21 protein-coding genes and 3 pseudogenes are annotated in these 21,041 nt (G+C 72.2%); 10 read left to right on the forward strand and 14 right to left on the reverse strand.

Features of this window, described 5'->3' with window-relative positions:
* Window positions 1-97 precede the first annotated feature (97 nt).
* Both EKO23_RS09955 and EKO23_RS09960 read left to right on the forward strand, forming a co-directional pair.
* A complete protein-coding gene (locus EKO23_RS09955; protein ID WP_134716754.1) occupies window positions 98-1,249 on the forward strand; it encodes a sensor histidine kinase in 1,152 nt (383 codons plus the stop codon).
* Window positions 1,246-1,932, forward strand: coding sequence for a response regulator (locus EKO23_RS09960; protein WP_134716756.1), 687 nt, complete (start codon window positions 1,246-1,248; stop codon window positions 1,930-1,932). The genes EKO23_RS09955 and EKO23_RS09960 overlap by 4 nt, the downstream gene beginning before the upstream one ends.
* An 8-nt stretch (window positions 1,933-1,940) precedes the next feature.
* Here the strand turns inward: EKO23_RS09960 and EKO23_RS09965 are convergent, their stop codons facing one another.
* Window positions 1,941-2,591, reverse strand: a complete 651-nt coding sequence (locus EKO23_RS09965) for a LuxR C-terminal-related transcriptional regulator (RefSeq protein WP_134716758.1) — start codon at window positions 2,589-2,591, stop codon at window positions 1,941-1,943.
* On the reverse strand, window positions 2,579-4,543 hold the full coding sequence (locus tag EKO23_RS09970) for a sensor histidine kinase (protein WP_134716760.1): 1,965 nt from the start codon (window positions 4,541-4,543) through the stop codon (window positions 2,579-2,581). Before EKO23_RS09970 ends, EKO23_RS09965 begins: the two co-directional genes overlap by 13 nt.
* 140 nt (window positions 4,544-4,683) lie before the next feature.
* Here EKO23_RS09970 and EKO23_RS09975 point away from each other — a divergent pair, with 140 nt between their 5' ends.
* Together EKO23_RS09975 and EKO23_RS09980 are read left to right on the forward strand one after the other, a co-directional pair.
* Complete coding sequence (locus EKO23_RS09975) at window positions 4,684-5,367, forward strand: hypothetical protein (RefSeq protein ID WP_134716762.1); 684 nt, start codon at window positions 4,684-4,686, stop codon at window positions 5,365-5,367.
* Window positions 5,319-6,914, forward strand: a complete 1,596-nt coding sequence (locus tag EKO23_RS09980; RefSeq protein ID WP_134716764.1) for a hypothetical protein — start codon at window positions 5,319-5,321, stop codon at window positions 6,912-6,914. Before EKO23_RS09975 ends, EKO23_RS09980 begins: the two co-directional genes overlap by 49 nt.
* Before the next feature lie 100 nt (window positions 6,915-7,014).
* On the opposite strand, the gene EKO23_RS09985 is transcribed toward EKO23_RS09980, so the two are convergent.
* The 3 genes and pseudogenes from EKO23_RS09985 to EKO23_RS26650 all read right to left on the reverse strand — a co-directional run.
* The gene (locus tag EKO23_RS09985; protein WP_134716766.1) at window positions 7,015-7,944 is read right to left on the reverse strand and encodes an MBL fold metallo-hydrolase; all 930 of its coding nucleotides are present in this window, start codon (window positions 7,942-7,944) and stop codon (window positions 7,015-7,017) included.
* Window positions 7,941-9,875 (reverse strand): helix-turn-helix transcriptional regulator, encoded by a 1,935-nt coding sequence (locus EKO23_RS09990; protein ID WP_246051006.1) that lies wholly within the window; start codon window positions 9,873-9,875, stop codon window positions 7,941-7,943. Before EKO23_RS09990 ends, EKO23_RS09985 begins: the two co-directional genes overlap by 4 nt.
* 503 nt (window positions 9,876-10,378) lie before the next feature.
* Window positions 10,379-11,134, reverse strand: a pseudogene (locus EKO23_RS26650) (ATP-binding protein); the annotation flags it as partial.
* Here EKO23_RS26650 and EKO23_RS26655 point away from each other — a divergent pair.
* Complete coding sequence (locus EKO23_RS26655; RefSeq protein ID WP_425464389.1) at window positions 11,087-11,527, forward strand: hypothetical protein; 441 nt, start codon at window positions 11,087-11,089, stop codon at window positions 11,525-11,527. The pseudogene EKO23_RS26650 and the gene EKO23_RS26655 sit on opposite strands and share 48 nt — an antisense overlap.
* Window positions 11,528-11,661: 134 nt before the next feature.
* Window positions 11,662-12,576 (forward strand): glycerophosphodiester phosphodiesterase, encoded by a 915-nt coding sequence (locus EKO23_RS10005; RefSeq protein ID WP_134716774.1) that lies wholly within the window; start codon window positions 11,662-11,664, stop codon window positions 12,574-12,576.
* Between the two features lie 54 nt (window positions 12,577-12,630).
* On the opposite strand, the gene EKO23_RS10010 is transcribed toward EKO23_RS10005, so the two are convergent.
* From EKO23_RS10010 to EKO23_RS10025, 4 genes are all read right to left on the reverse strand, one after another.
* A complete protein-coding gene (locus EKO23_RS10010) occupies window positions 12,631-12,858 on the reverse strand; it encodes a hypothetical protein (protein WP_134716776.1) in 228 nt (75 codons plus the stop codon).
* A gap of 60 nt (window positions 12,859-12,918) precedes the next feature.
* On the reverse strand, window positions 12,919-13,494 hold the full coding sequence (locus EKO23_RS10015) for a GNAT family N-acetyltransferase (RefSeq protein ID WP_134716778.1): 576 nt from the start codon (window positions 13,492-13,494) through the stop codon (window positions 12,919-12,921).
* Window positions 13,491-13,796, reverse strand: a complete 306-nt coding sequence (locus EKO23_RS10020; protein WP_134716780.1) for a DUF6191 domain-containing protein — start codon at window positions 13,794-13,796, stop codon at window positions 13,491-13,493. Before EKO23_RS10020 ends, EKO23_RS10015 begins: the two co-directional genes overlap by 4 nt.
* A 100-nt stretch (window positions 13,797-13,896) precedes the next feature.
* Window positions 13,897-14,364 carry a hemerythrin domain-containing protein gene (locus EKO23_RS10025; protein WP_134716782.1) on the reverse strand — a complete coding sequence of 156 codons (468 nt, stop codon included), beginning with the start codon at window positions 14,362-14,364 and terminating at the stop codon, window positions 13,897-13,899.
* A gap of 116 nt (window positions 14,365-14,480) precedes the next feature.
* Here EKO23_RS10025 and EKO23_RS10030 point away from each other — a divergent pair, with 116 nt between their 5' ends.
* Entirely contained in the window at window positions 14,481-14,732 is a 252-nt protein-coding gene (locus EKO23_RS10030; protein WP_246051007.1) for a hypothetical protein, read from the forward strand.
* A 10-nt stretch (window positions 14,733-14,742) separates the two neighbouring features.
* Here the strand turns inward: EKO23_RS10030 and EKO23_RS10035 are convergent, their stop codons facing one another.
* The 3 genes and pseudogenes from EKO23_RS10035 to EKO23_RS26665 all read right to left on the reverse strand — a co-directional run.
* Window positions 14,743-15,282: an amidase family protein gene (locus EKO23_RS10035; protein ID WP_281280899.1), complete on the reverse strand. Its 540-nt coding sequence runs from the start codon at window positions 15,280-15,282 to the stop codon at window positions 14,743-14,745.
* Window positions 15,188-15,514: pseudogene (locus tag EKO23_RS26660) on the reverse strand (amidase family protein); the annotation flags it as partial. The gene EKO23_RS10035 and the pseudogene EKO23_RS26660, both read right to left, overlap by 95 nt.
* 17 nt (window positions 15,515-15,531) lie before the next feature.
* Window positions 15,532-15,651, reverse strand: a pseudogene (locus EKO23_RS26665) (amidase family protein); the annotation flags it as partial.
* Between the two features lie 433 nt (window positions 15,652-16,084).
* Between EKO23_RS26665 and EKO23_RS10050 the strand changes: the two are divergent.
* The 3 genes from EKO23_RS10050 (at window position 16,085) to EKO23_RS10060 (ending at window position 18,853) form a co-directional block, all read left to right on the forward strand.
* Window positions 16,085-16,822 carry a dienelactone hydrolase family protein gene (locus EKO23_RS10050; protein ID WP_134716788.1) on the forward strand — a complete coding sequence of 246 codons (738 nt, stop codon included), beginning with the start codon at window positions 16,085-16,087 and terminating at the stop codon, window positions 16,820-16,822.
* A gap of 70 nt (window positions 16,823-16,892) precedes the next feature.
* Window positions 16,893-18,059 (forward strand): adenosylhomocysteinase, encoded by a 1,167-nt coding sequence (locus tag EKO23_RS10055; RefSeq protein ID WP_134716790.1) that lies wholly within the window; start codon window positions 16,893-16,895, stop codon window positions 18,057-18,059.
* A gap of 35 nt (window positions 18,060-18,094) precedes the next feature.
* Window positions 18,095-18,853, forward strand: coding sequence for a hypothetical protein (locus EKO23_RS10060; RefSeq protein ID WP_134716792.1), 759 nt, complete (start codon window positions 18,095-18,097; stop codon window positions 18,851-18,853).
* A gap of 5 nt (window positions 18,854-18,858) precedes the next feature.
* Here EKO23_RS10060 and EKO23_RS10065 read toward each other — a convergent pair whose 3' ends face one another.
* Window positions 18,859-19,512: a response regulator gene (locus EKO23_RS10065; RefSeq protein ID WP_134716794.1), complete on the reverse strand. Its 654-nt coding sequence runs from the start codon at window positions 19,510-19,512 to the stop codon at window positions 18,859-18,861.
* Between the two features lie 39 nt (window positions 19,513-19,551).
* Window positions 19,552-21,012: an MFS transporter gene (locus tag EKO23_RS10070; protein ID WP_134716796.1), complete on the reverse strand. Its 1,461-nt coding sequence runs from the start codon at window positions 21,010-21,012 to the stop codon at window positions 19,552-19,554.
* Window positions 21,013-21,041 lie beyond the last annotated feature (29 nt).

The following is a 21,041-nucleotide window of genomic DNA, read 5'->3' on the forward strand; positions in this document are numbered from 1 at the left end:
CGTAGGCTCGCGTGAGCCCGCCGACATCGGCTCGCAGGGCGAACCGGCTCATCCTGGAGGATGAGCCGGGCTCCCACACCGAGCCCTACGATGAGACATGGCCCCGTTCGCGGGCGTCGACCGCCGCGATGTCGCACTGGCGGCAGCCCTGATCGTGCTCGGCCAGGTCGACGTGCTCGTGCCGAACCTCTTCAGCACCAACGTCGTCGGCTCGCGGTGGGTCGTCTCGGCGACCTACCTCGTGGCGGCCGCGGCCGTGCTGGTGCGTCGTACCCGGCCGGGCACCGCCTTCGCGATCGGCATGGGAGCCCTGGTCACGCAGGCCCTCTGGGTCGGTACGTCGGAGGGGAACGGCTCCCTGTTCCCCGCGCTGGTGCTCAGCTACTCCGTCGCAGTCCACGGAACCCGGCGAGTCGCCATCGCCGGTCTCTGCGCCATCCCCGTCATCGCGACGATCCGCGAGGTCAGCAATCCCCAGAACACGACGTACGCCGCCGTCGTCAACGGTCTCGGCTGGGACCTCACGCTCGTCGCCGCCTGGCTGCTGGGCGCGTACGTGCGAACCCGGCGGCAGCTGGTCGCCGAGCTCCGGCAACGCGCCGTGGACTCGGCCGAGGCGGCCGCGGCTGCCGAGCGGGCGCGGGTGGCCCGCGAGCTCCACGACGTGCTCGCGCACACCCTGGGCGTGGTCGTCGTCCAGGCCGAGGCGGCCGAGGAGGCCCTCGCGTCCCGACCGGACGTCGCGGCGGAGTCGATGCGGTCGATCCAGCGGACCGGGCGGGAGGCACTCGTCGAGGTACGTCGCCTGGTCGGCGTGCTGCGCGAGGACGAAGCGACCCGCGAGCCGGTCCCGGGCGCAGCCGCCGTGGCCGCCCTGGTGCGCCGGGTCAACGCGGCCGGCCTGCCGGTGGAGCTCGAGGTCCACGGGTCCCTGGAAACGCTGCCGGCGGCCCCCGATCTCGCGGTCTACCGGATCGTGCAGGAGTCGTTGACGAACGTCCTCAAGCACGCCGACGCGTCGCATGCGCGGGTCGTCATCGACCGACGACCGGACGCGGTGTCGGTGGAGGTGATGGACGACGGACCCGGCGCATCGGCGGACCGGCGTGCGGCCCACCGAGATCGCGGCAACGGGCTGCGCGGCATGGAGGAGCGGGTCAGCGCCCTGGGCGGGACCTTCTCCGCCGGCTGCACCGACGACCGCGGGTTCGCCGTACGCGCGGTCCTGTCCCTGGAGGAGCCGTCGTGATCCGCGTGCTGCTGGCCGACGACCAGGAGCTCGTCCGGGAGGGATTCGCCACGATCCTCGACCTGCAGCCGGACATCGAGGTCGTGGCATCGGTGGCCGACGGCGTGGACGCGGTGACGGTGGCGCGCGACCTGGCGCCGGACGTCGTCCTGATGGACGTCCGGATGCCCGCGATGGACGGGATCGAGGCCACCCGCCGCTTGCTGCGGAGTGGGGCAGCCGACGCGCCACGGGTGCTGGTCCTCACCATGTTCGACCTCGACGAGTATGTCTTCGCGGCGCTCCGGGCCGGCGCGAGCGGCTTCCTGCTCAAGGACACCCCGCGGGCCGGTCTGATCGCAGCCGTCCGCGCAGTCGCATCCGGCGAGACGCTGTTGTCCCCGTCGGTCACCCGGCGGCTGGTCGAGCAGTTCGCCGAGCGCCTTCCCGCCGGATCGTCGGACTCGGAGTGGCTCAAGCTCAGCCCGCGCGAGCTCGACGTGGCCAGGCTGATGGCCCGCGGGCTCTCGAACGCGGAGATCGCCGCGGAGCTCGTGCTCAGTGGAGCAACGGTGAAGACCCACGTGGCCCACGTCCTCACCAAGACCGGGATGCGCGACCGGGTGCAGGTCGTGGTACGGGCCTACGAGACCGGGCTGGTGGGGCCGGGGGACACAGGTTCGTCGGGCGGTCGAACCCACTGAGCAGGGCGTCAGCCGACGTCGCGCAGGGCCGCCAGCACGGCGAGCACGCGGCGGTGGTCGTCCGGTGCGTCGTGCAGGTCCAGCTTGGTGAAGATGTTGGCGATATGGCTCTCGACCGTCTTGCCGGAGACCACGAGCCGTTCGGCGATGGCGGCGTTCGACCGTCCTTCGGCCATCAGCCCGAGGACCTCGCGCTCGCGGTCGGAGAGGGCCAGCAGCGGGTTGTTGCGGGTGTGCGCGCGCACGAGGCTCCGTGCGATCTCCGGGTCGAGCACCGTGCCGCCGGCGGCGATCGTGGCCAGGGCCTGCATGAGCGTGGGGACATCGACGACCCGGTCCTTGAGCAGGTAGCCGAACCGCTCGGCGTGCCGGTCCAGCAGCTGCGCGGCGAAGTGTGTCTCGACCGCCTGGGAGAGCAGCAGGATGCCCAGGTCGGGGTGGGCGTCTCGAAGGTCCAGCGCCGCGGCGGCCCCCTCGTGCGTGAAGGTCGGGGGCATCCTGATGTCGACCACCGCGACGTCGGGCTGGTGGTCGCGGACAGCCTCCGAGAGTGCCGCGGCGTCAGCGACCGTCGCGCACACCTCCACTCCTGCCTCCGACATCAATCGGGCGAGGCCCTCGCGGAGCAGCGCGGAGTCGTCGGCGATCACGACGCGCACGGGAACACCGCCTGGACACGGGTGCCGTGCGGGACCGCGTCGGAGACCTGCAGCGAGCCCCCGACGGCGGCGACCCGGTCGGCAAGCCCTTGCAGGCCGTTGCCGGCGGCGTCGGCGGCACCGGTGCCCTGGTCACAGACCTCGACGCAGAGCGCTGAAGGGGTCCGGCGGACCAGGACCGCGACCTGGTGTGCGCCGGAGTGCTTGACGGCGTTCGTCACGGCCTCGGCGACCACGAACCAGGCCGCGCTCTCAAGGTCCGCCGGGAAGCGTTCGTCCACCACGTCGTAGGAGATCGTCAGAGGAGCACGTGCGGCGAGCTCGGAGACGGCGGCGAGCAGCCCACCGCCGGCGAGAGCGGCGGGTTGCAACCCGGCGGCGAGGCTGCGCAGCTCCTGCACGGTGGACTGCAGCTCCGCGATGGCCCGGTCGGTCTCGGCGTCGAGCACCGCGCTGTCACCGTTGAGCCGCGCCGACTGCAGGTGCAGGGCGATCGCCAGCAGACGTTGCTGCGCGCCGTCGTGGAGGTCCCGCTCGATGCGACGGCGCTCCTCGAGGTGGGCGGTCGACAGCCGGGCTCGTGACTCGCGGATCAGCGCCACCTGCCGTTCGAGCTCGGCCCGCAGCGCGACGTTGTCCATCTCCGCGCCTGCCTCGCGGGCCACCGCGTCGACGACCTCGCGGTCGTTCTCGCGAGGATCGAACTCCAGGCGCGCGACGAGGTCCTGGTGCCGGCGTACGTCCACGCCGTCGGTCGATGGTTCGGCGGACAGACCGGAGGAGGTGACCCAGCCGCCGGTCGCGGTCGGATAGATGACGCGCGCCCGTGGTCCCAGCACGCCCGCGACGAGCTCGTCGAGATCGGGTGACGGGTGGGCGAGTCCCGCCCGGACCGCCTCGACGGCGCGGAACCGGGCCGGGTTGACCCGTCTACCGATCGCCCGCCGTCCCCACAGGTAGGAGACCCGCGCCACGCCGACCCCGGCCAGGGTCGCCACGATGGTCGTGGGCCGGGACCCGGCGTCGATCGAGGAGCTGCGGCTGACCACGACGACGACCGCGACATAGGCGAGCAGGACTGCGGCAGAGGCGATGGCCCACGCCGCGGACTCGGTGACCACCCGCTCCACGTCGTACAGGCGATAGCGGAGCACCGACAGACCGGCACCCACGACCAACGAGACCATCGCCGCGCCGAGGACGAGAGCCGCGACCTCGGTGTGATCGGTCACGGAGACGACGAAGGCCGCGATCACGGCCGGGGCGAGGGGCAGCGCGCCGGCCACCAGCCAGAGCAGCTGGCGCCGGGTCTCTCCCTCGGCGCGGCGCCAGGCGCCCACCAGCAGCACGACCGAGGCCAGCAGGCAGGTGGCGAGGGCGTAGAGCGCCACGGCGCCCAACAGCTCCGCTGCGCTGCTGACGGCCGGGACGGCCAGCGGACTGGACAGCTCCTCGCGTGGCCGGTCCAGCGGGGTGGACCGCAGCAGGGCCATCACCTGGAACACGACCCCGGCGAACACCGTGACAGTGGGGAGCCAGCGGGCCATCCCCCGACGCGGTCCCGGTGGCGTGTACAGCAGCACCAGCGTGAGGAAGACGAACCACCAGACGAAGCTCGTGTCACCCAGGGTCGCGAAGAGCTTCCACGCGGGTACGTCGCGTTGGTCGAGGCGGCCGAGCTCGGAGTACTCGTCGCAGAACGCGCTCCAGGCCAGCGCCGTCCCGAGCCCGAGGAACGCCCAGCCGGCCGGTTGGTCGGGTGCTTGACCCGTCACGACCAGGCCGACCAGCCAGCAGGCGACCATCGTCGCGACCACCACCGCGTCGGCCACCAAGGCTGTCGACCGGACGCCGTCCGCTCGGGCCACGTCCGAGGCGAATGTCCCCAGCATCAGCGCAGGCACCAGTGGCCAGGTGACCCACCTCGCCAGGACGCGCCTCGGCGGCTCCATGTGGCCATCGTGGCAGCACGGAGCCGCACAGTGCTCCGGGTCAGCCCTGATTCGAGGACCCGGGGCTGCCCGGTCGTGCCGGACCTGCCAGGACGCCGACGCTGGAGGCCACCCATCGGCACCCGACCAAGGAGCACACCATGACCGTCACCCAGGCCCCCGCGGCCCCTGTCCAGCACGCGCCCGGCACGACGGCGACGAAGGTGGCCGCCGGTGCTGCGGCGCTCCTCGCCGTCTCCCTGTTCATGACCGTCGCGGTCATCAACGTCCCGCACGACCCGTCCGACCAGGAGCTGCTCGCCTGGTGGCAGGACTCGGGCAACCGGTGGTCGGGCGTCCTGTCCGGAGCGTGGGCGCTCGGCGTCGCGGTCACGGTCCCCGTGATCCTGAACCATCTCCACCGAATGGACGCTGCCGCCCGGTCGCCCCAGTGGCTGTCGTTCGCCCGGTCGATGGGTGGCGCCGTCACCGCGGTCTGGCTGGTCACGGGAGCAGCTCGGGGAACCCTCGGCCACCTCGTCGACACGATGGACGAACCCCTGCCGGGGGTCGACGTGCTCCGCTTCTCGACCGCCCTGAACTACACCCTGCTCGGGCAGTTCGGGATGGCCGTCCTCGCGCTGTGCATGCTCGCGGTCTCGGTCGTGGTCCTGCGCACGGGGGCGTTCGGTCGCTGGCTCGGGTACGTCGGTGCCGCCTGCTCCGCCGTCATGATGGCTGCCGTCCTCGCCCAGGTCGGCGCGATCGCCGAGCCTGTGGCCATCCTGTGGGCCCTGTGCGTGGCCGTGGCGATCTGGCGCCAGCCGGTCATCGACGCGTCGTAGCGGCAGACCGCGTCGCCGCTCGACGCCCCCACGTGCACTGGTCTGCCTCGCGATCCAGTGGGTGGCCGGTCCGCACCGCGGCGTTTCAGCCCGTCCGGGCCATGGCGCCCCGCGGGATCCTGTGGCAACACTGGCAGCAGGTTGCTGTACCTGTCACCCTGAGCGAATCGAGGTCGCACATGGGGAACCAGATCCGCCGATGGGCGGCAGCTTCGCTGATGGCACTGGTCCCGGCGGTGGCCGTTGCCACGACGACGGCCTCAGCCGAACCGGCCGCGGACCCGACAAGCTGGCGTCCTGAGGAACGGGTGTCACCGGACGGGTATCGCGCTGTCGACCCGGCATTGACCATCGATTCGGCCGGCAACGCCACGGTCGCCTGGATCGGCTCGACGGTGACCTCGGAGTCGCCGCCCGGACTGGCGGTGGCTCGGCGCCCCGCGGGCGGCGCGTGGAGTGCGCCGGTCGAGGCGGATCCACTCGGACACGACCGCCCCCGCCTGGTCGCGACACCGTCCGGCGAGCTGGTCGCCCTGTATCGGACCTGGCACACCGGGCCTCGGCTGCGGACACTGACGATTGCACCGGATGGCACGGTGGGCACCCCGGCCCGTCTCGGGTACCAGCCGGCTCGGGCCCTGGACTTCGACGTCGACGTCGACCTCACGGGGACGATGACCGCCGCCTGGGTGGAGCGGCTGCCAGGCAAGTACCGAGCGGTCATGGTGTCGCGTCGCCCTGACGGCGGCGACTGGTCGAGGCCGCACGCGCTCAGCCCGGCCCACGTCGCTGTGGCCCGGGTCAAGATCGACGTGCACTCGTCCGGTGCGGTGGCCGTGGCCTGGGAGGGGCGACGGAACGACGCCAGGCGGCAGGGGCGGCGTGTCTTCGCCCGAACGCTGGTACCCGGCGCGGGCTGGTCGCGGAGCGCAGGGCTCTCGGAAGCCGGGAACGACACGCAGGACTTCACGGTGCTGGCCGGCCCCGACCGGCGAGCCCGGGTTGCGTGGACGATCGAACGCGGTGCACTGGACGTGCCGTCCCGGCTGCGCATGGCCACCGGCCGCCCTGACGGGTCCTGGACCACACCGCGGATGATGACCACAGGCCGCACCTACGCCCCCTTGCTGGCGCGCGGGCCTCGAGCGATCTCGCTCACCTGGGAGAGGTTCAGCGATCGGGCCGGGCAGACGTGGGTGCGAGTGCGGGACAGCGGCACCTGGGGCCCGCAACGTCGCCTCTCACCAGCCACCGGCACCGCAGAGCAGGCGCAGGCCGTGTTCCACTCCGACGGCCGTCTGACCGTGGTCTGGCTGTACGCCCCGGACCGGGGCGCGGCCGGCGACGAGTTCGGCGTGCAGGCGCGCACCAGGTCGGCGGACGGGACGACCTGGGAGCGACGCGTGGACGTGTCCTCGCGAACCGTCCTCACCTACTACGGGCCTGTCATGGCGCTTGCCGCGTCCGGCGCGGTCGAGGCTGTGTGGGTCTCGCGCGGTCAGTTGTGGGGCGCTGCGCAGGAATCGGCGCCGAGTGCCATCAGCTGACCCTCACTGGCGCCACGGATCGCGCGCCGCTCCTCTCGCCAGGTGGAGAACCCAGGTGGTCCGCCCCGGTGACCAGCGCGATCGGTGTCGATCGGAAAGATCAGGAGCGCCATGACTCCTCCCCACCTGCCGCCACCTCGCGCACGAAGCAGTACGCGCGGCCGCGGCGTTCGACGTGACCGATGCCAGTCATGTGGTACGCGATCACGCGGCCCCCGTCGCGCGCGGACTCGTCCAGCAACCGCCGTCGGGTGTGCTCCGTCGTCTCGGGGTCGACGTCGACGTAGCTGACCCAGTCCGGGTGGGTGAAGTTCAGGTCGTCGAGGACCGCATCGGCCAGCAGGGTCGCTCGTTCGCCGTCGGACTCGAGGGCGACGACGCAGTGCCCGGGCGTGTGTCCCGGGGCCGGCACGAGCCTGACGCCGGGAACGATCTGGTCCTCACGGTCGAGCAGGTCGACGGCGTCGGCGTCGCGCAGCGGTGGCAGCAGGGCACGGGCAGGTGCGGAGAGCATCTCGTGCATCCGGGCGAGACTGTCCGGGTCAGTCCAGAACGCCCACTCGGTGGCGGACATGACGTGCCGGGCGTTGGGGAAGGCGAGCCTGTTGTCGTGGACGAGGCCGCCGATGTGGTCGGGATGGGCATGGGACAGGACGACCGTGTCGATGTCCTCGGGCGTGAATCCGGCAGCGGCCAGGGCCGGCCGGAGGTGGCCGGCGGGTGCGCCCATGACTTCGGCGAGCGCACCGAGGCCGGTGTCGACGAGGACCGTGTGTCCGGCAGTCCGCAAGACGATGCACTGGTAGTGCGAGGTCACCTCGCCCTGCTCGTCCAGGCGCCCGGCGAGCGACTCCGCCCGTTCGGCATCGCCGATGTTGGCGAACAGGAAGTCCGGGGGGTACTGGGCGTTTCCGTCGGCGATGACGAAGCCGGCGACCTCGCCGACCTGGAACGTGGGAGCGACCAGCGGGGCCGGGCCGCCAGCGGGAATGCTTGCCGGGTCGGATCCCGGGCCTGACTGCTTCTTCACGGGTCCCTCCTGGGTGGCGTCGAGTTCGTTTCACCGTAGGTAGCACTGCGCGGGCGCGCATCGGGGGTTTCCCCAGGAACCGCAGGGGTTCGCTGGGCGGTCACCCGGCCAGCGAGCTCCGTGCGGGAACGCAGGCCGAGCTTGCGGTAGATGTGAGTCAGGTGTGCTTCGACGGTCTTCGGGCTGACGTACAGCGTCGTGGCGATCTCGCCGTTGGTGCGGCCGTCAGCGATGAGGTGGGCGACCTGGGTCTCCATGGGGGTGAGCTCGCCCAGGGTCGCCGACGTGCCGTCGAGTCGCTGCAGCTCTGTCCGGGCGCGATCGACCCACGCAGCAGCATTCCCTGCGGTGAACGAGGTCAAGGCCCGCTGTCCGGTGGCGCGAGCTGTGGCTCGTTGGTTGCTGCGTCGCTGTACGGTCGCGAGGGCCAGCAGCGTCCGTCCGGTCTCGACGGGGTCGGTCTTTCGATCCAGCGCCAGCGCGGTCTCCAGCAGCTCGCGGGCCTCGGGTAGGTCCGCACATCGGGCCGCGAGGAGGCCGCGGCACCGGTGTGCGGTCATGGTCGCCCACGGGTTGTGGCTGCGGTCGGCCTGCTCGAACAGGGTTGCGGTGAGCCGTTCGGCGTCATCGACGTGTCCCGCAGCGAGCCGTGCCTCGATGTGGTCGGCGGCGCTCCGGATCACGGCCGGGTTGCCGTAGCCGCGCTCCTCCTGGAGCTGGCGACTCAGCTCGAGCGAGGCGACTCCTGCGGCGCCGTCCCCGGAGGAGAGCTCCACGAACCCGTGCACGGCCAGGGCTCGCATCAGGTTGCGTACGTCGCCGCTCTCGCTCGCCTCCGCCCTGCACGCCTCCGCCGCCACCCGTGCGGCGGCGAGATCTCCGATGCGCGCGCTCAGCGTGGCGTTGAGGACAAGCGACATCGCGCGCATGGCGGGCACGCCGGTGCGTTCGCAGGTCTGCTCGGCAAGCCGGGCGAGGTCGCGGGCCCGGTCCAGCCGTCCGCTCCAGCACTCGAGCTCGCATAGCTGGAACAGCGGAGGCATCAGCAAGCCGTCAGCCTGCCGGTTCCACAGCGTCTCCACGAGCTGGTCGAGGAGCTCGCGGGCGTGGTCGAGCTCGTCGAGCCACTTCAGGCTGGCCGCGGCCTCCACCACCCGCATGCTGGAGGCCTCGTCCATGCGGGGCGTCTGGATGGCCGCGCGACCGAGGACCACGAGCCGTGCGGTCCGGTCCTCACGTGGTCTGTCGCCTGAGGCCACCTCGTGCATGATCGCCGCCACCTCGACGTCGGCCGCGATCTGCTCGTCGATCCCGCGGCTGCTCCACGCCTCGGCCGAGCGGACGTGGGGTTCTGCAGTGCGGAGGTCGCCGGCCTGCATCTCGGCGACCGCGATCACCTGTTCCAGCTCGGCGCGCCTGGTGGGGTCGTCCCCTATCTCGTCGAGGGCGCGTCGCATGCTCCTCAAGGCCTGTGTCCAGCTCCCGGTACCCCGTTCGAGGAGCCCGATCAACAGCAGCACCCGACCCCGCTCCGGGCCCGGCTCCGCGAGCTCTGCGAGGCCGCGGAGGACTTGCTCTGCTCGATCGCTCTGCCCGGCCAGCACGCACTGGTGCGCCCCGGCGAAGAGGCGCCGACGGCGCCCGTCGGGGTCGCTGTCCGGCGTGAGGTCGCCGGCGGCGGTGAAGAAGTCCGCGGCGGCCTCCGGAGCGCCCCTCGCGCTGGCGTCGAGGGCTGCCGCCTCCAGGACGGCAGCCACCTGCTCGTCGGGGAACGTCGTGCCGGCGTGCAGGTGCGCGGCACGGACCTCGATGCTGTCGGCCATCTCGGCCAGCGCGAGGTGAAGACGACGCCTCCGCGCCGGGTCGGCCTGGGCGTACGCGGTCTCGGCAAGCAGCGGGTGGCTGAACCGGACCTCGCTGCCGTCGAGCACGACGAGGCCGGCGTCGAGCCCACGTTGCAGGGCCGCCTTGGCCCGTGGGCCGGCGACTGCTTCGAGTACGGCGAGCGTGGCCGGCTGTGCGGTCGCTGCCCGAGGAGGACCTCGCGGGTCGCGGCCGGGACCGACGCGAGGCGCCGACCGACAAGGTCACTCAAGGTAGGCGGGAGGGGCAGCCGGCCGCGGCCGGGGACGGGGTCGGGCTGCAGCAGCACGTGCCGGGCGAGCTCGAGCGCGTAGAACGGGTTGCCCCCCGAGGCGGCGTGCACGCGGGCGGTCATCGGCCGCAGGAACACGACACCGAGCTTGCGGCGGACGAGCTCGGTCATCTCGTCGACGGTCAGGCCGGACAGGTCGAGCGTCCAGACCCGCTCGGGCGGGACCGCATACCGGACCATGTCGGACACGGCGTGACCGCGCTGGCAGGCGAGAAGCCCGACGGGACGATCCCGCAGCCGCCGCAGCGCGTAACCGATGACCCGAGCGGTCGCGGGGTCGAGCCACGGGAGGTCGTCCACGGCGAGCAGGACCGGCCGCTCGGCCGAGAGGTCATCGAGGAGGTCGGCCGCGGCCATCGCCACGGCGACCTGGTCCATGGAGGCGTCCCCTGCATCGAGGCCGACCGCTCGGTTCAACGCGGTGCGTGCCAGCCCGGGGAGGTTCGCGATGTCCTCCTCGCGGCCGCGGAGGAGATCGGTGAGCCCGGAGAAGGCGGCGCGGAGATCCAGCTCCGACGGCCGGGCCACGAGGACCTGTGCCGCAGCTTCGGCGGCCTGGATGCCGTACGCCCACAACGACGTCTTGCCGATTCCGGCGTCGCCGAGCAGCAGCAGGGCGGCGGGGCCACCGGCCAGTGCTACTGGAAGGTCATCGAGCTCACGGCGTTCGAAGCCGCGGCCCACCAGGGAACGCTCCGCTGCACCGCCGAACCGGTCCATGGCCCCATCCCCCTTGCCCGGGATCCGTTCAGCATGGCAGACCGGGGCGACCACCGCCGAGGATGGGCTGCCCGTCCTCGCCGAGGCGTTCCTGTGAGGGATTCCCCCGACGTGCGACACACCCTCACGGCGCTGCACTGGGGAATGTCCCCATCGCACGCCCGAAGGAAGGCGCAGACCATGAACCGCTCGCCCAAGACCACGACTGCCGTCACCGCTGCTGCTGCAGCACTCGTCCTGGCCGCGCTCACCGGCCCGGCGTCGGCCATGAGGCCCGACAACCAGGGCATCCGCATCGACGGTGCGAGCTCGCATGCGCACGGCGACTCGACCACGCTCCGGTTCCGGGCGCCAGCCTTCGACCAGACCCGGGTCCCCACGCCCTCCACGCCAGACGCGCCATTCGCCGCGGGAGACGAGCTGTTCTGGGTTGCTGAGCTCTACCAGGGGGCCAAGCACGTCGGCTCGGCGCCGCACCAGTGCACGGCCGACGGCGCCGGGTTCCTGCTCTGTCAGGCCAGCGCCGTGCTGCCGGGAGGGGAGGTCACCTTCCAGACCGCGCTCGACCTCGACTCCGCCGCTGCGGTCCCGGTCCCGGTCACCGGTGGATCCGGCTGCTACCGCCACGCCTCCGGCCAGCTGGAGATCGACTTCAACGACGACGGCAGCAGCCGCTGGGCGCTGAGCCTGCGCGGCGTCTGCAGCTGACACAACACCGCAGCGGTCCTCGCTCGGGCGGCCCGAAAGCCCGCCACCACCACATCCCGAAGCCGGCGGCCTCCTGTCCGCCGGCGGGGGACTCTCGCGCGCGCCCGACGCGCGCCACGCACCCGGAGACAGTCATGCACCGCAACATCGCCGCCGTCATCGTCCTCACCGCCGCATTGCCCGCGGGCGCCGCCATCACCAGCACCGCGCTCGCCCGCACCGAACCTCCTGAGACCGCAGCAGAGGACCGAAGGCAACGCTCGCGCGACCCACGCGTCGTGCCCGACGCTGCCCGGTCGGCGCCGTCCACCGGGTGCGCGCGGGACCGGGTCATCGTCATCGGCCATCGTGGCATCGGTCCGGGCACTCGAACCTTGTACGGCGCCGCCCGTTCCGAGGACACCGTTCCCGCGTTCCGGGCCGCGATGCGCGCCGGAGCGGACGGCTTCGAGACCGACTTCTGGCCGACCACGGACCACACCGTGGTCAGCCACCACGACGCCACGCTGGCCCGGATGACCAACGGCACCGGGGAGATCCGACGACGCACCTCTGGCTACGTCCACGGTGTCCGGAACGTCAGCGGCGCACCCGTCCCCACCTTCCGGGGCACGCTGACCAGGCTCCGGGCCACGCGGCCGCACGTGCAGCAGGAGTTCAAGGACGGCTGGCTGTTCAGCAACGCCGTCCTGCGACGGCTGGCGCGCCACGACCGCGACCTCGTCGGCGACGTCAGCCGGAAGGTCCTGTGGACGACCTCGGAGCGCAGCACCCTGCGGCGGTTCCACCGACTGGCCCCCGACATCCCGATCGGTCTCATCGACCGGTCCTCGCGCCGGCCACGGCTGGCGACCGTCCCGGCCTGGGTGGACGTCGTCCTCATCGAGTTCGGAGCAGCGGACGCCCGCTACATCCGACGGGCCAAGGCTCGTGGGCACCAGGTGTCGCTCCGTGAGGTCAACACGGTCGACCGAATGCGGCGAGCCGCTCGCATGGGCGCGACCCGCGTCGTCACCGACCATCCCGAGGTACTCGGCCGCGCTTGCTGACGCCAGGGGACCCCACCGTCGTTGGGAGTGGAGAGTGGCTGCCGCGGAATGCGGCTAGTCCACCTGCCGCTCGACGATCGTCCGTTCCTCCGTCGTGCCGCCCGGGCCGTCGGTCTCGCGCGTGACCACCTCGCGCCGACGCGCCCGGGAGCGCCAGATGAACGCTGCTCCGCCGAGCATGAGGATCAGGCCGAGGACACGCGTGTTCAGCCAGTCGGACTCCGCTTTCAGTGCGAAGGCGAAGACCGCGCCGATGATGATGAGGACGATTCCAGGACCCATGGTGGTGCGGTTCCCCCGAGCCGCAGTCCTGAAACGACGCGGCGGCCCATGCGGTGCTGTTCAGGCGCGATCGCGGCTGGCAGAACCGGCCTCCCCGGCGGGCAGCACCAGGACCTGGACGTCGGGCCCGTCGTCGCCACGGACCGCCCGGAGCCACTCCGGTCGGGTCCGCACCACCTCGAGCCAGCCCTCGCTGGTGTAGAGGCCGAGGGCTGCGGGACGTGCCGGGTACACCTCGAGGCAAGGGCGCCGCCCTGCGGCGCGGAGGTCGGCCACCACCGCGTGCATCAGCCTCCGGCCGACGCCCAGCCTGCGGGCGCTGCGGCCGACGTACAACGTGGAGACCCAGCCGAGCTCGTCGACTGCGCACCCGTGCGCTGCGGCGCAGGCTTGCTCGACCGCAGGATCCGGGTGCCCGGTGGTCCGGCACACGTGCCCGACCGGCCGACCGTCGAGCAACGCGGTCCAGGCGGCGTCGGCGTCGTCGGCGTGCAGGAACGCCGTGGTGGGCATCGGCAGCGGGTTGCGCAGCGGGTACGACGACTCCGGCTGCTGGTCCCACAGGATCTCCACCAGCGCGGGCAGGTCCGCGATCGTGCGGGCTCGGATCTCGACGCGCTGCCGTGCGTCGGTCATCGACGCGTGATGCGAACAGTCCCCGCGTCGAGGGCCACGCGGTGTCCGTCGGCGGGAGCGTCGTCCTCGGACCCCACCCGCCGAACCTTGTCCGACGCTCGCTGGTCCAGCTCGATCTGCTTGTCCGGCATGGTCAACACGGTCATGAAGTCCAGCCCGGTCGCGGTCCGGCTGGTCCGGCGGCGCCGGGTGACCACGCTCCGACGGCGCAGGCGTGACGCCGGCTGCTCGACGATCGCCAGCGCGAGCAGCAGGACGACGAGCCCCGGGAAGGTCAGGGCCACGAGCATCCCGCTGGTCACGGCTCCACGGTACGTGCCAGCCGTGTGCCGGGTGCGTGGATGGCCGTCCTCCGTCGGCCAGGCGATGGGCACCGGCCGCGCTGCGACCTCGCACCTGTCGTCAGGTCTCGCCCCCGATGTCGAACTCGTAGGCCTCGAAGACGAGGTCGGATCCTCGCTGACGGTGCCGGACGAGCCGACCGAGCAGCGTCGTACCCAGGTCGCGCACGGTGTCCACGCCCCCGATGTCGTCCGGTGCGGACAGTCGGGCGAGCAGGTCGTCGACCTGACGGCAGATCTGCCCGTGCTCCTGGGTGAGGCCGGCAACGACGCCGGACAGCCGCGGCGAGGTCTCGAGGACGTCGCGATAGAGCCCGTCGTGCCCCTCCGTGATCGCGATGTGCCCACGAAAGTCCCCGGAGAGCTCCACCAGGGCGACGTGAACACGTTCGGCCCAGCGCGCGCGATCGGCGGTGGCAGGCGCGGCCAAGGCATCCTCCAGCGCGCTCATCGACTCGCGCAGCTCCGCGCGGTGACGCCGGAGCTCCTCCAGGAAGTCCTGCTCCGGTGTGGACGAACTCGGTTCCATCACGCCTCCCGTCCGCCGGTCTCTCGTCCACCAGTGTCGCGCGTTGCCGGTTCCCGTGGCGATCGACTGATGCAGGGATCCCGGCGCGGTACCGTGAGCACGTGCGGGGTGACCGCGTGGAAGTCGTCATCGATGCCGGCGGAGAGGTCCGGACGTACGACGTCGTGGCCACCCGCAACGGCCGCCGGGTCGAGATCGAGACCGGGCGTGGCGTCGTCACCGTGTCCGAGGTGACCCGCAGCGGCACTCCCGTCCGGACCGCCCGCTTCATGGCCAACCGGATCCTGGCCCTGGTCGAGCACCCCGCGGCGGACCAGAACATCGCGCGCGAGGACATCGAGCCGCACCTGCCCGGCTCCACGGGCTGACCGGGCAGCGTCAGGCAGACACGACGGGCCTGCGATCGGCCCACGGGCGGGCCTGCTCGAGCTGGGCGGCCAGCCGGAACAGCACGTCCTCGCGACCGAACCGGGCCATGAAGTGCGAGCCCACCGGCAGGTCCTCCGCGGTCCAGGTCAGCGGCACGGACATCGCGGGGTTGCCGGTGACGTTCGCGGTCACGAGGGGGAACGCCACGAGGTCGGCGGCCACCTTGTTCCCGCGCCACGGTTCCTCCTCCGTCGACGTCATGGTCCCCAGCTTCGGAGGGAGGGTGCCCAGCGTCGGCGAGAGCCACAGGTCGAAGCCGGCCATGGCCTCGGCGACCTTTCGGGTGAACACCTGCAGGGTGGTCTGCGCCATCAGGTAGTCCCCGCCGGTGACCTGCGTGCCGTGACCCCACAGCGCGCGAGTGAACGGGTCCAGCTCGTCGTCGGTGGGCTCGCGACCCGGGGTCGCCCGGGCTGGGGCCCGCGGTCGCGTCCAGCAGGCCGGCGCTGTCGCGGACCGAGCGGGTGACGGAGTGCTCGACGCAGCCACCGCCCAAGATGTCTCCGTAGTGCGGCCCGTAGGGAGTGCGCGCGCGGGTCGGCTTCAGCCCGAACACGCCGCTGGCCGAGGCGGGGATCCGGATCGATCCGCCCGCGTCGTTCGCCCCAGCCATGGGAACCATGCGGCTGGCCACCGCGGCTGCTGCGCCACCACTCGAGCCTCCCGTGCTGCGGGCCAGGTCCCAGGGGTTGTGGGTGGTGCCGTGGAGCCGGGTCTCCACGGTCGGATCATGCCGAACTCGGGAGACCCGGTGCGGCCCAGGATCACCAGGCCTGCCGCGCGCAGCCGGGTGACCAGGGTGCTGTCGCGGGTGGACACGTAGTCGCGCAGGAACACCGACCCCTCGTGCAGTGGCAGGTCAGCTCGCCCGCGCGCACGAGGTCCGCCTGGCCGGTGGCCTCGAGCGCCGCGAAGCGCTCGGCGTCCGAAGCGGTCAGGGCTCGGGTCATGCGGTCAGTGTCCACCCGATCCGCCCACGCCCCGTCGGCGACCACCGCACGGGACTGCCGGTCACCCACGACGAGCCCGAGCCGAGACCCTTGTCGTGAGTGCAGCACTGCGTGGACGATGAGCCGTACGACGCGTCGTTGCGTGATTCCGGATGTGGGGGTGCACGTGAGCTACGAACGCACCAAGGCAGTTCTCGTCCTGGGGGCCGCGGCGGTCCTGCTCGGCGCCATCGCCATCTGGTGGTTCGTGAAGCGTCCGGCTGCGGGCCGCTAGGCATGTCGCCGACAGGCATGTCGCACCCGAGGGGGACCGAGTCTCGGCCCGGCAGGCGACCCCATCCATGAGCTCGCTCGAGTCGTGGAGCCTCGGCAGCCACACGGCAGACGGGATCACGCACCCGACGTACAGGAAGGGCAGCGGGCCCGGCGTCGTCGTGATCCACGAGATCCCCGGCATCACGCCCGCGGTGCTCGCGTTCGGCGAGGACCTCGTGGCCTCGGGCTTCACCACGGTGATGCCGTCGCTCTTCGGTCGCCCCGGGGCCGAGGCCACGATGGTCAGGACCGCCCAGAGCATCGCGCACGTGTGCGTCAGCCGGGAGTTCACGATGTTCGCCCTGGGCCGCACCACACCGGTGGCCAGGTGGCTGCGGTCGCTGGCCCGTGCGCTGCACGATGAGCTGGGAGGACCAGGGGTCGGTGCCGTCGGCATGTGCCTGACCGGCGGTTATGCCCTGGCGATGCTCGCCGGCGCGCCAGTGGCCGCGCCGGTGGTCGCTCAGCCCGCCGCGCCCGCTCCGCTGGGCAGGGCGCGTCGAGGCGACCTCGGACTCAGCGCCCGCGACCTCGAGTCGGTCAGGGCCAAGGTCGAGGCAGGCTGCCAGGTGCTCGGACTGCGCTACGAGAACGATCCAGCTGTCGGCACACGCTTCGACACCTTGCGCCGGGAGCTCGGCGACAGCTTCATCGCCGTGGAGTTCCCGGGGCGCAAGCACGCGACGCTCACCGAACACCGCCAACAGGCAGGCGTCGACCGGGTGCTCGCGTTCTTCCACGAGAAGCTCTCGCCGGCACCCTGAGCGCGCATCGGCTCGACTGGGACGGACCTGGGCACCAGCACGGCGTGCGCCATCGAGAGGTCCCCTGGTCGTGACCGCACGCGTGCTGCCCGTCAACTGGTGTACTGGGGTGATGGACGCCGCCGAGCTCGAGTGGATCGCGTGGACGACGCCGATCACCACCTCGTTCGGTGCGGCGCTGGCCACCTCCGACCTCGGGGGTCGCACCGTGGCCTGCCGCCAGCACATCACGGCCGACACGATCTGCATCCTGACTCCGTTCGTCGAGGCCGGGGTCCGGGTGCGGCTTGCGCCGTGCAACCCCGACAGCACCGACGACCGCGCCGCGGCCCACCTCGCATCGATCGGCGTGGAGGTCCGGGCGCGTGCCGGGATGAGCGCCGACGAGCTCGACGAGTCCCTGGCGTGGCTCGTCAGCGAACCGGCCGACGCCCTGTGCGACATGGGCGGCGACCTGATCGCGGCCGCGGCCGCGGCCGGCCACCGGCCCGCCGGAGCGCTCGAGGCGACGACCACGGGTCTGCACCGACTCCGTGGACTGGCGATCCCGTTCCCGGTGCTCGACTGGAACGGGATCGCGCTCAAGGAACTGATCCACAACCGTCACCACGTCGGCGTCGAGACGTGGCCCGCCTTCACGGCGATCACGGGACTCGCCCTCTACGGGCGCGAGGTGGTCGTGGTCGGGTACGGACCGGTCGGCCAGGGCGTCGCCGACTCCGCCCGCGACCTCGGCGCCGTCGTGACCGTCGTCGACCTCGATCCGGTGCGGCTGGTCCAGGCACGGCACGCCGGGTGCCGAGTCGCCGAGATGACCGCCGCCCTCCGCACCGCGAGCGTCATCGTCACGGCCACGGGGTTCGACGGGGTGCTGGGCGAACGGCAGCTGTCCCAGGTCGCGGAAGGCGCGATCCTCGTCAACGTCGGCCACAGCGACCGAGAGATCGACGTCGCCTGGCTCGACCGCCATCCGAGCACCCGAGTCCGACGACATCTCGAGCGCTACGAGCTCGACGGTCGGCGGGTGTACCTGCTCAACCGGGGCAGCCTGGTCAACCTCGCAGCCGGCCTCGGGATCGGTGCTCCCCAGCTGTTCGATCCGTTCGCGGCGATCATGCTGCTCGGGCTCGACGCCATCCTGAGCGGGCAGACCGCAGACCTGCCGAACGGCGTGCAGCGCTACCCGCATCCGCTGGAGGCGCGCGTGGCGCGGGCGCTCGCCACAGGCTCCGCCTGATCGGTGCTCCGTCGTCGCTGGGCATACTGAAGGTGATGACCGAACAGGTGGACGCACCGGAGAAGGTCCAGATCGACTGGATCAGGGCGTTCGCGGGTGCTCTGGCCGCCGTGGCCTCGGCGGTGCTGCTCTCGACCCTCGGAGCCGCCGGGACCATCATCGGAGCTGCCATCGGCAGTCTGGTGGTGACCGTGTCGAGCGCCATGTTCACCCAGGGTCTCACCACGAGCAGGCGCCGGCTCGCGAAGAAGCAGAAGGGGGCGGCCGAGAAGGTCGGCATCGCGCAGGCAGAGGTGCTCCGGGCGGCGCGGGCCAGTGACACCGCTGCTCAGGACAGCCACCTCGAGCACGCCGAGGAGCGGCTCGCCGAAGTGCGCGACGAGCTGGACGAGACGCTGCTGGCAACCGCGCCGGTCAGCTGGCGCGAACGCCTCTCCCGGCTGCCGTGGAAGCACATCGGGCTCACGACGCTGGGACTGTTCGTGCTCACCCTCGTCGTGATCACCGTCTTCGAGCTCCTCGCCGGACAGAGTGTCTCGTCGATGACCGGCGGTTCCGACTCCGGCAGCACCACGATCGGGAACGTCGGCAGCCGCGACTCCGGTGGGGACGACCGGCGCGACCCCGACGAGCAGCCCAGCGGGTCCACCAGCCCGAGCGAGTCGGTGGAACCGTCCGAGGAACCGACCGGGAGCCCGTCGACGACGGAGAGCCCTGAGCCGTCTCCCACCGACTCGACGCCCCCGACGGTCGAACCGCCGTCACCGACGCCCGCGGAGACCACGGCACCCTGACCGGGTCAGCCGCGCCGGTGCTTCCCGGGCGAGCTCCGGCTCGTGAGGTGGCCCTGCTCGGGAGCCGGGCTCGTGATCCGACCGATCAGCGCCGCGACCTCGGCTCCCGTGGGTCCGACCTCCATTCCCATGCGATCAGCGACCTCACTGTCCGTGAGCCCGTCGAGGACGTGGCCGAGGACCAGCTGCTCGTGGTCGTCCAGCGGTGGAATCGGGATCTGCGAGCGCAGCCGTCCGATCACGGGCTCGGCCAGGGCCGGGTCGATCATCGACCGGCCGCCGCTGAGTCGGCGAACTGCCCCGATGAGGTCGGCGCTCCGACTCGCCTTGACGATGTAACCGCCTGCCCCCGCCAGGATCGCGGCAGCCAACGCCTCGTCCTCGTCGAACGACGTCAACAGCAGTCCGCTCACGGACGGGTCGACGGCACGAACCTCTCGGCACACCTCGATGCCCGTGCCGTCCTGGAGCTGGAGGTCGAGCACCATGACATTGGTCCCGAGCTCCAGGATCGCCCGCGCGGCCCCCCGCGCGGAGCTGGAGTCGCCCACCACCTGGATGTCGCGCGCGGCCGCCAGCAGGTCCCGCAGGCCGCGCCGCACGAGGTCGTGGTCGTCCAGCAGGTAGACCTTCACGATGTTGGAGACGTAGCCCGCCATATCCCGTTTCTACTCCTCGGACCGAGCCTGCGACTACCGTCAGCCGTCCCCGCCCCAGCGGCGCACGATGGTGCACCCCAGGAGCGCGGTGACGAGCGCGACCACCGCGGCTGCGGTGAACGCCATGGGGAACCCCGCCGGGCCGGGCGCCCCGGCGGACGACCCTGCCGAGAGCGCGATCGCGGTGAAGGAGGCCGTGCCGAGTGCCGCACCCACCTGGGTCGCGGAGCCCGCCAGCCCCGAGGCCAGGCCGGCGTACGTGTCGGGCGCGGCGGCGGCGATGACCATCGACGTGGGCGTGAAGCTGAGCGCGACCCCGGTGGCCACGAGCAGCAGTCCCGGGAGGACGGCGACCGGGTAGCCGGCTCCGGCCGGCACGTTGGCCAGCCACAGGTGGCCGGCCGAAAGCACGACGAGGCCGGCGACGAGGCTGCTCCGGGGTCCCAGGGTCCTCAGCACCCGGGGGAGAAGCGTGAGGGAGACCACGAACCCGGTCAGCGACGTCGGGACCATCGCCAGCCCGGCCCGCTGCGGGGACATCGCGAGCGCCGACTGGAGGTAGAGCGCCACCAGGACGAACGTCGAGGCCCGGGCGGCTCCACCGAGAACGGCGAGGGCGACGCCGGTGGAGAGCACCCGGGAGCGGAAGAGGTCCAGAGGCACGAGCGGGTCGTCGGTACGGCGCTCGACGACGACGAAGGTCGTCAGCAGCAGCGCGGACCAGGCCAGGCTCGTGATCGCCGACGGCGAGGCCCAGCCGCCCTCGGCGGCACCGACGGCGCCGTGCACGAGAGCGACGACCGCGGCGGTGATGGTGATGGCGCCGCAGACGTCGAACCGGCGTCGGGTGCTGCGCACGCCCTCGTCGAGGACCCGGTGGGCGAGCACGACGGCGGCGACCGAGACCGGAACGGTGACCAGGAACACCGAGGACCAGCCGAGGTAGCCCGCGAGCAGGCCACCGGCGAGGACACCGGTCGCCCCGCCTACCGCCGAGGCCGCTCCCCAGATGCTCATCGCCCGGGCCCGCCGGTCCCCGGGGAAGGTGAGCATCAGCAGGGACATCGCGGCCGGACTGAGTGCCGCCGCCCCTGCGCCCTGGACGACGCGGCCCGCGACCAGCGTCCACTGGTCCGCGGCGCCGGCGGCGACCAGCGTGCCCACGGCGAACAGCGCCGACCCGACCGTGAACATGCGGCGCCGGCCGACCAGGTCGGCCACCCGACCGAACAGCAGCAGCAGGCCGCCGAACGTCAGCACGTAGGCGTTGACCACCCAGCTCAGGCCGGTGGGACCGAGGGTGAGGTCTGCCTGGATGGAGGGCAGCGCGACGTTGACGATCGAGGTGTCGAGCATGACCACGAACTGGGCGGAGGCCAGCAGGCCCAGGGCGATGGCGCGGCGTCGGCGCTCGTGGGGCGGAAGGGGCGGGGTGATGGGCGCGGCGTGCGCCGCCACGGGTCGGGACCGCGTGGGGCGGGGCACGGTGCTGGTCGTCATGGCTCTCACCTGGGTCGAGGGTCGGTCGG

Origin of the sequence: Nocardioides guangzhouensis (assembly GCF_004519545.1) — a bacterium.
In the GTDB taxonomy this organism is placed as follows: Bacteria; Actinomycetota; Actinomycetes; order Propionibacteriales; family Nocardioidaceae; genus Nocardioides; species Nocardioides guangzhouensis.

Bases quoted from the DNA above. Each gene is read 5' to 3' on its own strand.
- EKO23_RS09955 (WP_134716754.1), top strand. From the start codon at position 98: ATGGCCCCGTTCGCGGGCGTCGACCGCCGCGATGTCGCACTGGCGGCA.
- EKO23_RS09970 (WP_134716760.1), bottom strand. From the start codon at position 4,543: ATGGAGCCGCCGAGGCGCGTCCTGGCGAGGTGGGTCACCTGGCCACTG.
- EKO23_RS09975 (WP_134716762.1), top strand. From the start codon at position 4,684: ATGACCGTCACCCAGGCCCCCGCGGCCCCTGTCCAGCACGCGCCCGGC.
- EKO23_RS26655 (WP_425464389.1), top strand. From the start codon at position 11,087: ATGAGGCCCGACAACCAGGGCATCCGCATCGACGGTGCGAGCTCGCAT.
- EKO23_RS10005 (WP_134716774.1), top strand. From the start codon at position 11,662: ATGCACCGCAACATCGCCGCCGTCATCGTCCTCACCGCCGCATTGCCC.
- EKO23_RS10010 (WP_134716776.1), bottom strand. From the start codon at position 12,858: ATGGGTCCTGGAATCGTCCTCATCATCATCGGCGCGGTCTTCGCCTTC.
- EKO23_RS10015 (WP_134716778.1), bottom strand. From the start codon at position 13,494: ATGACCGACGCACGGCAGCGCGTCGAGATCCGAGCCCGCACGATCGCG.
- EKO23_RS10025 (WP_134716782.1), bottom strand. From the start codon at position 14,364: ATGGAACCGAGTTCGTCCACACCGGAGCAGGACTTCCTGGAGGAGCTC.
- EKO23_RS10050 (WP_134716788.1), top strand. From the start codon at position 16,085: ATGAGCTCGCTCGAGTCGTGGAGCCTCGGCAGCCACACGGCAGACGGG.
- EKO23_RS10060 (WP_134716792.1), top strand. From the start codon at position 18,095: ATGACCGAACAGGTGGACGCACCGGAGAAGGTCCAGATCGACTGGATC.
- EKO23_RS10065 (WP_134716794.1), bottom strand. From the start codon at position 19,512: ATGGCGGGCTACGTCTCCAACATCGTGAAGGTCTACCTGCTGGACGAC.
- EKO23_RS10070 (WP_134716796.1), bottom strand. From the start codon at position 21,012: ATGACGACCAGCACCGTGCCCCGCCCCACGCGGTCCCGACCCGTGGCG.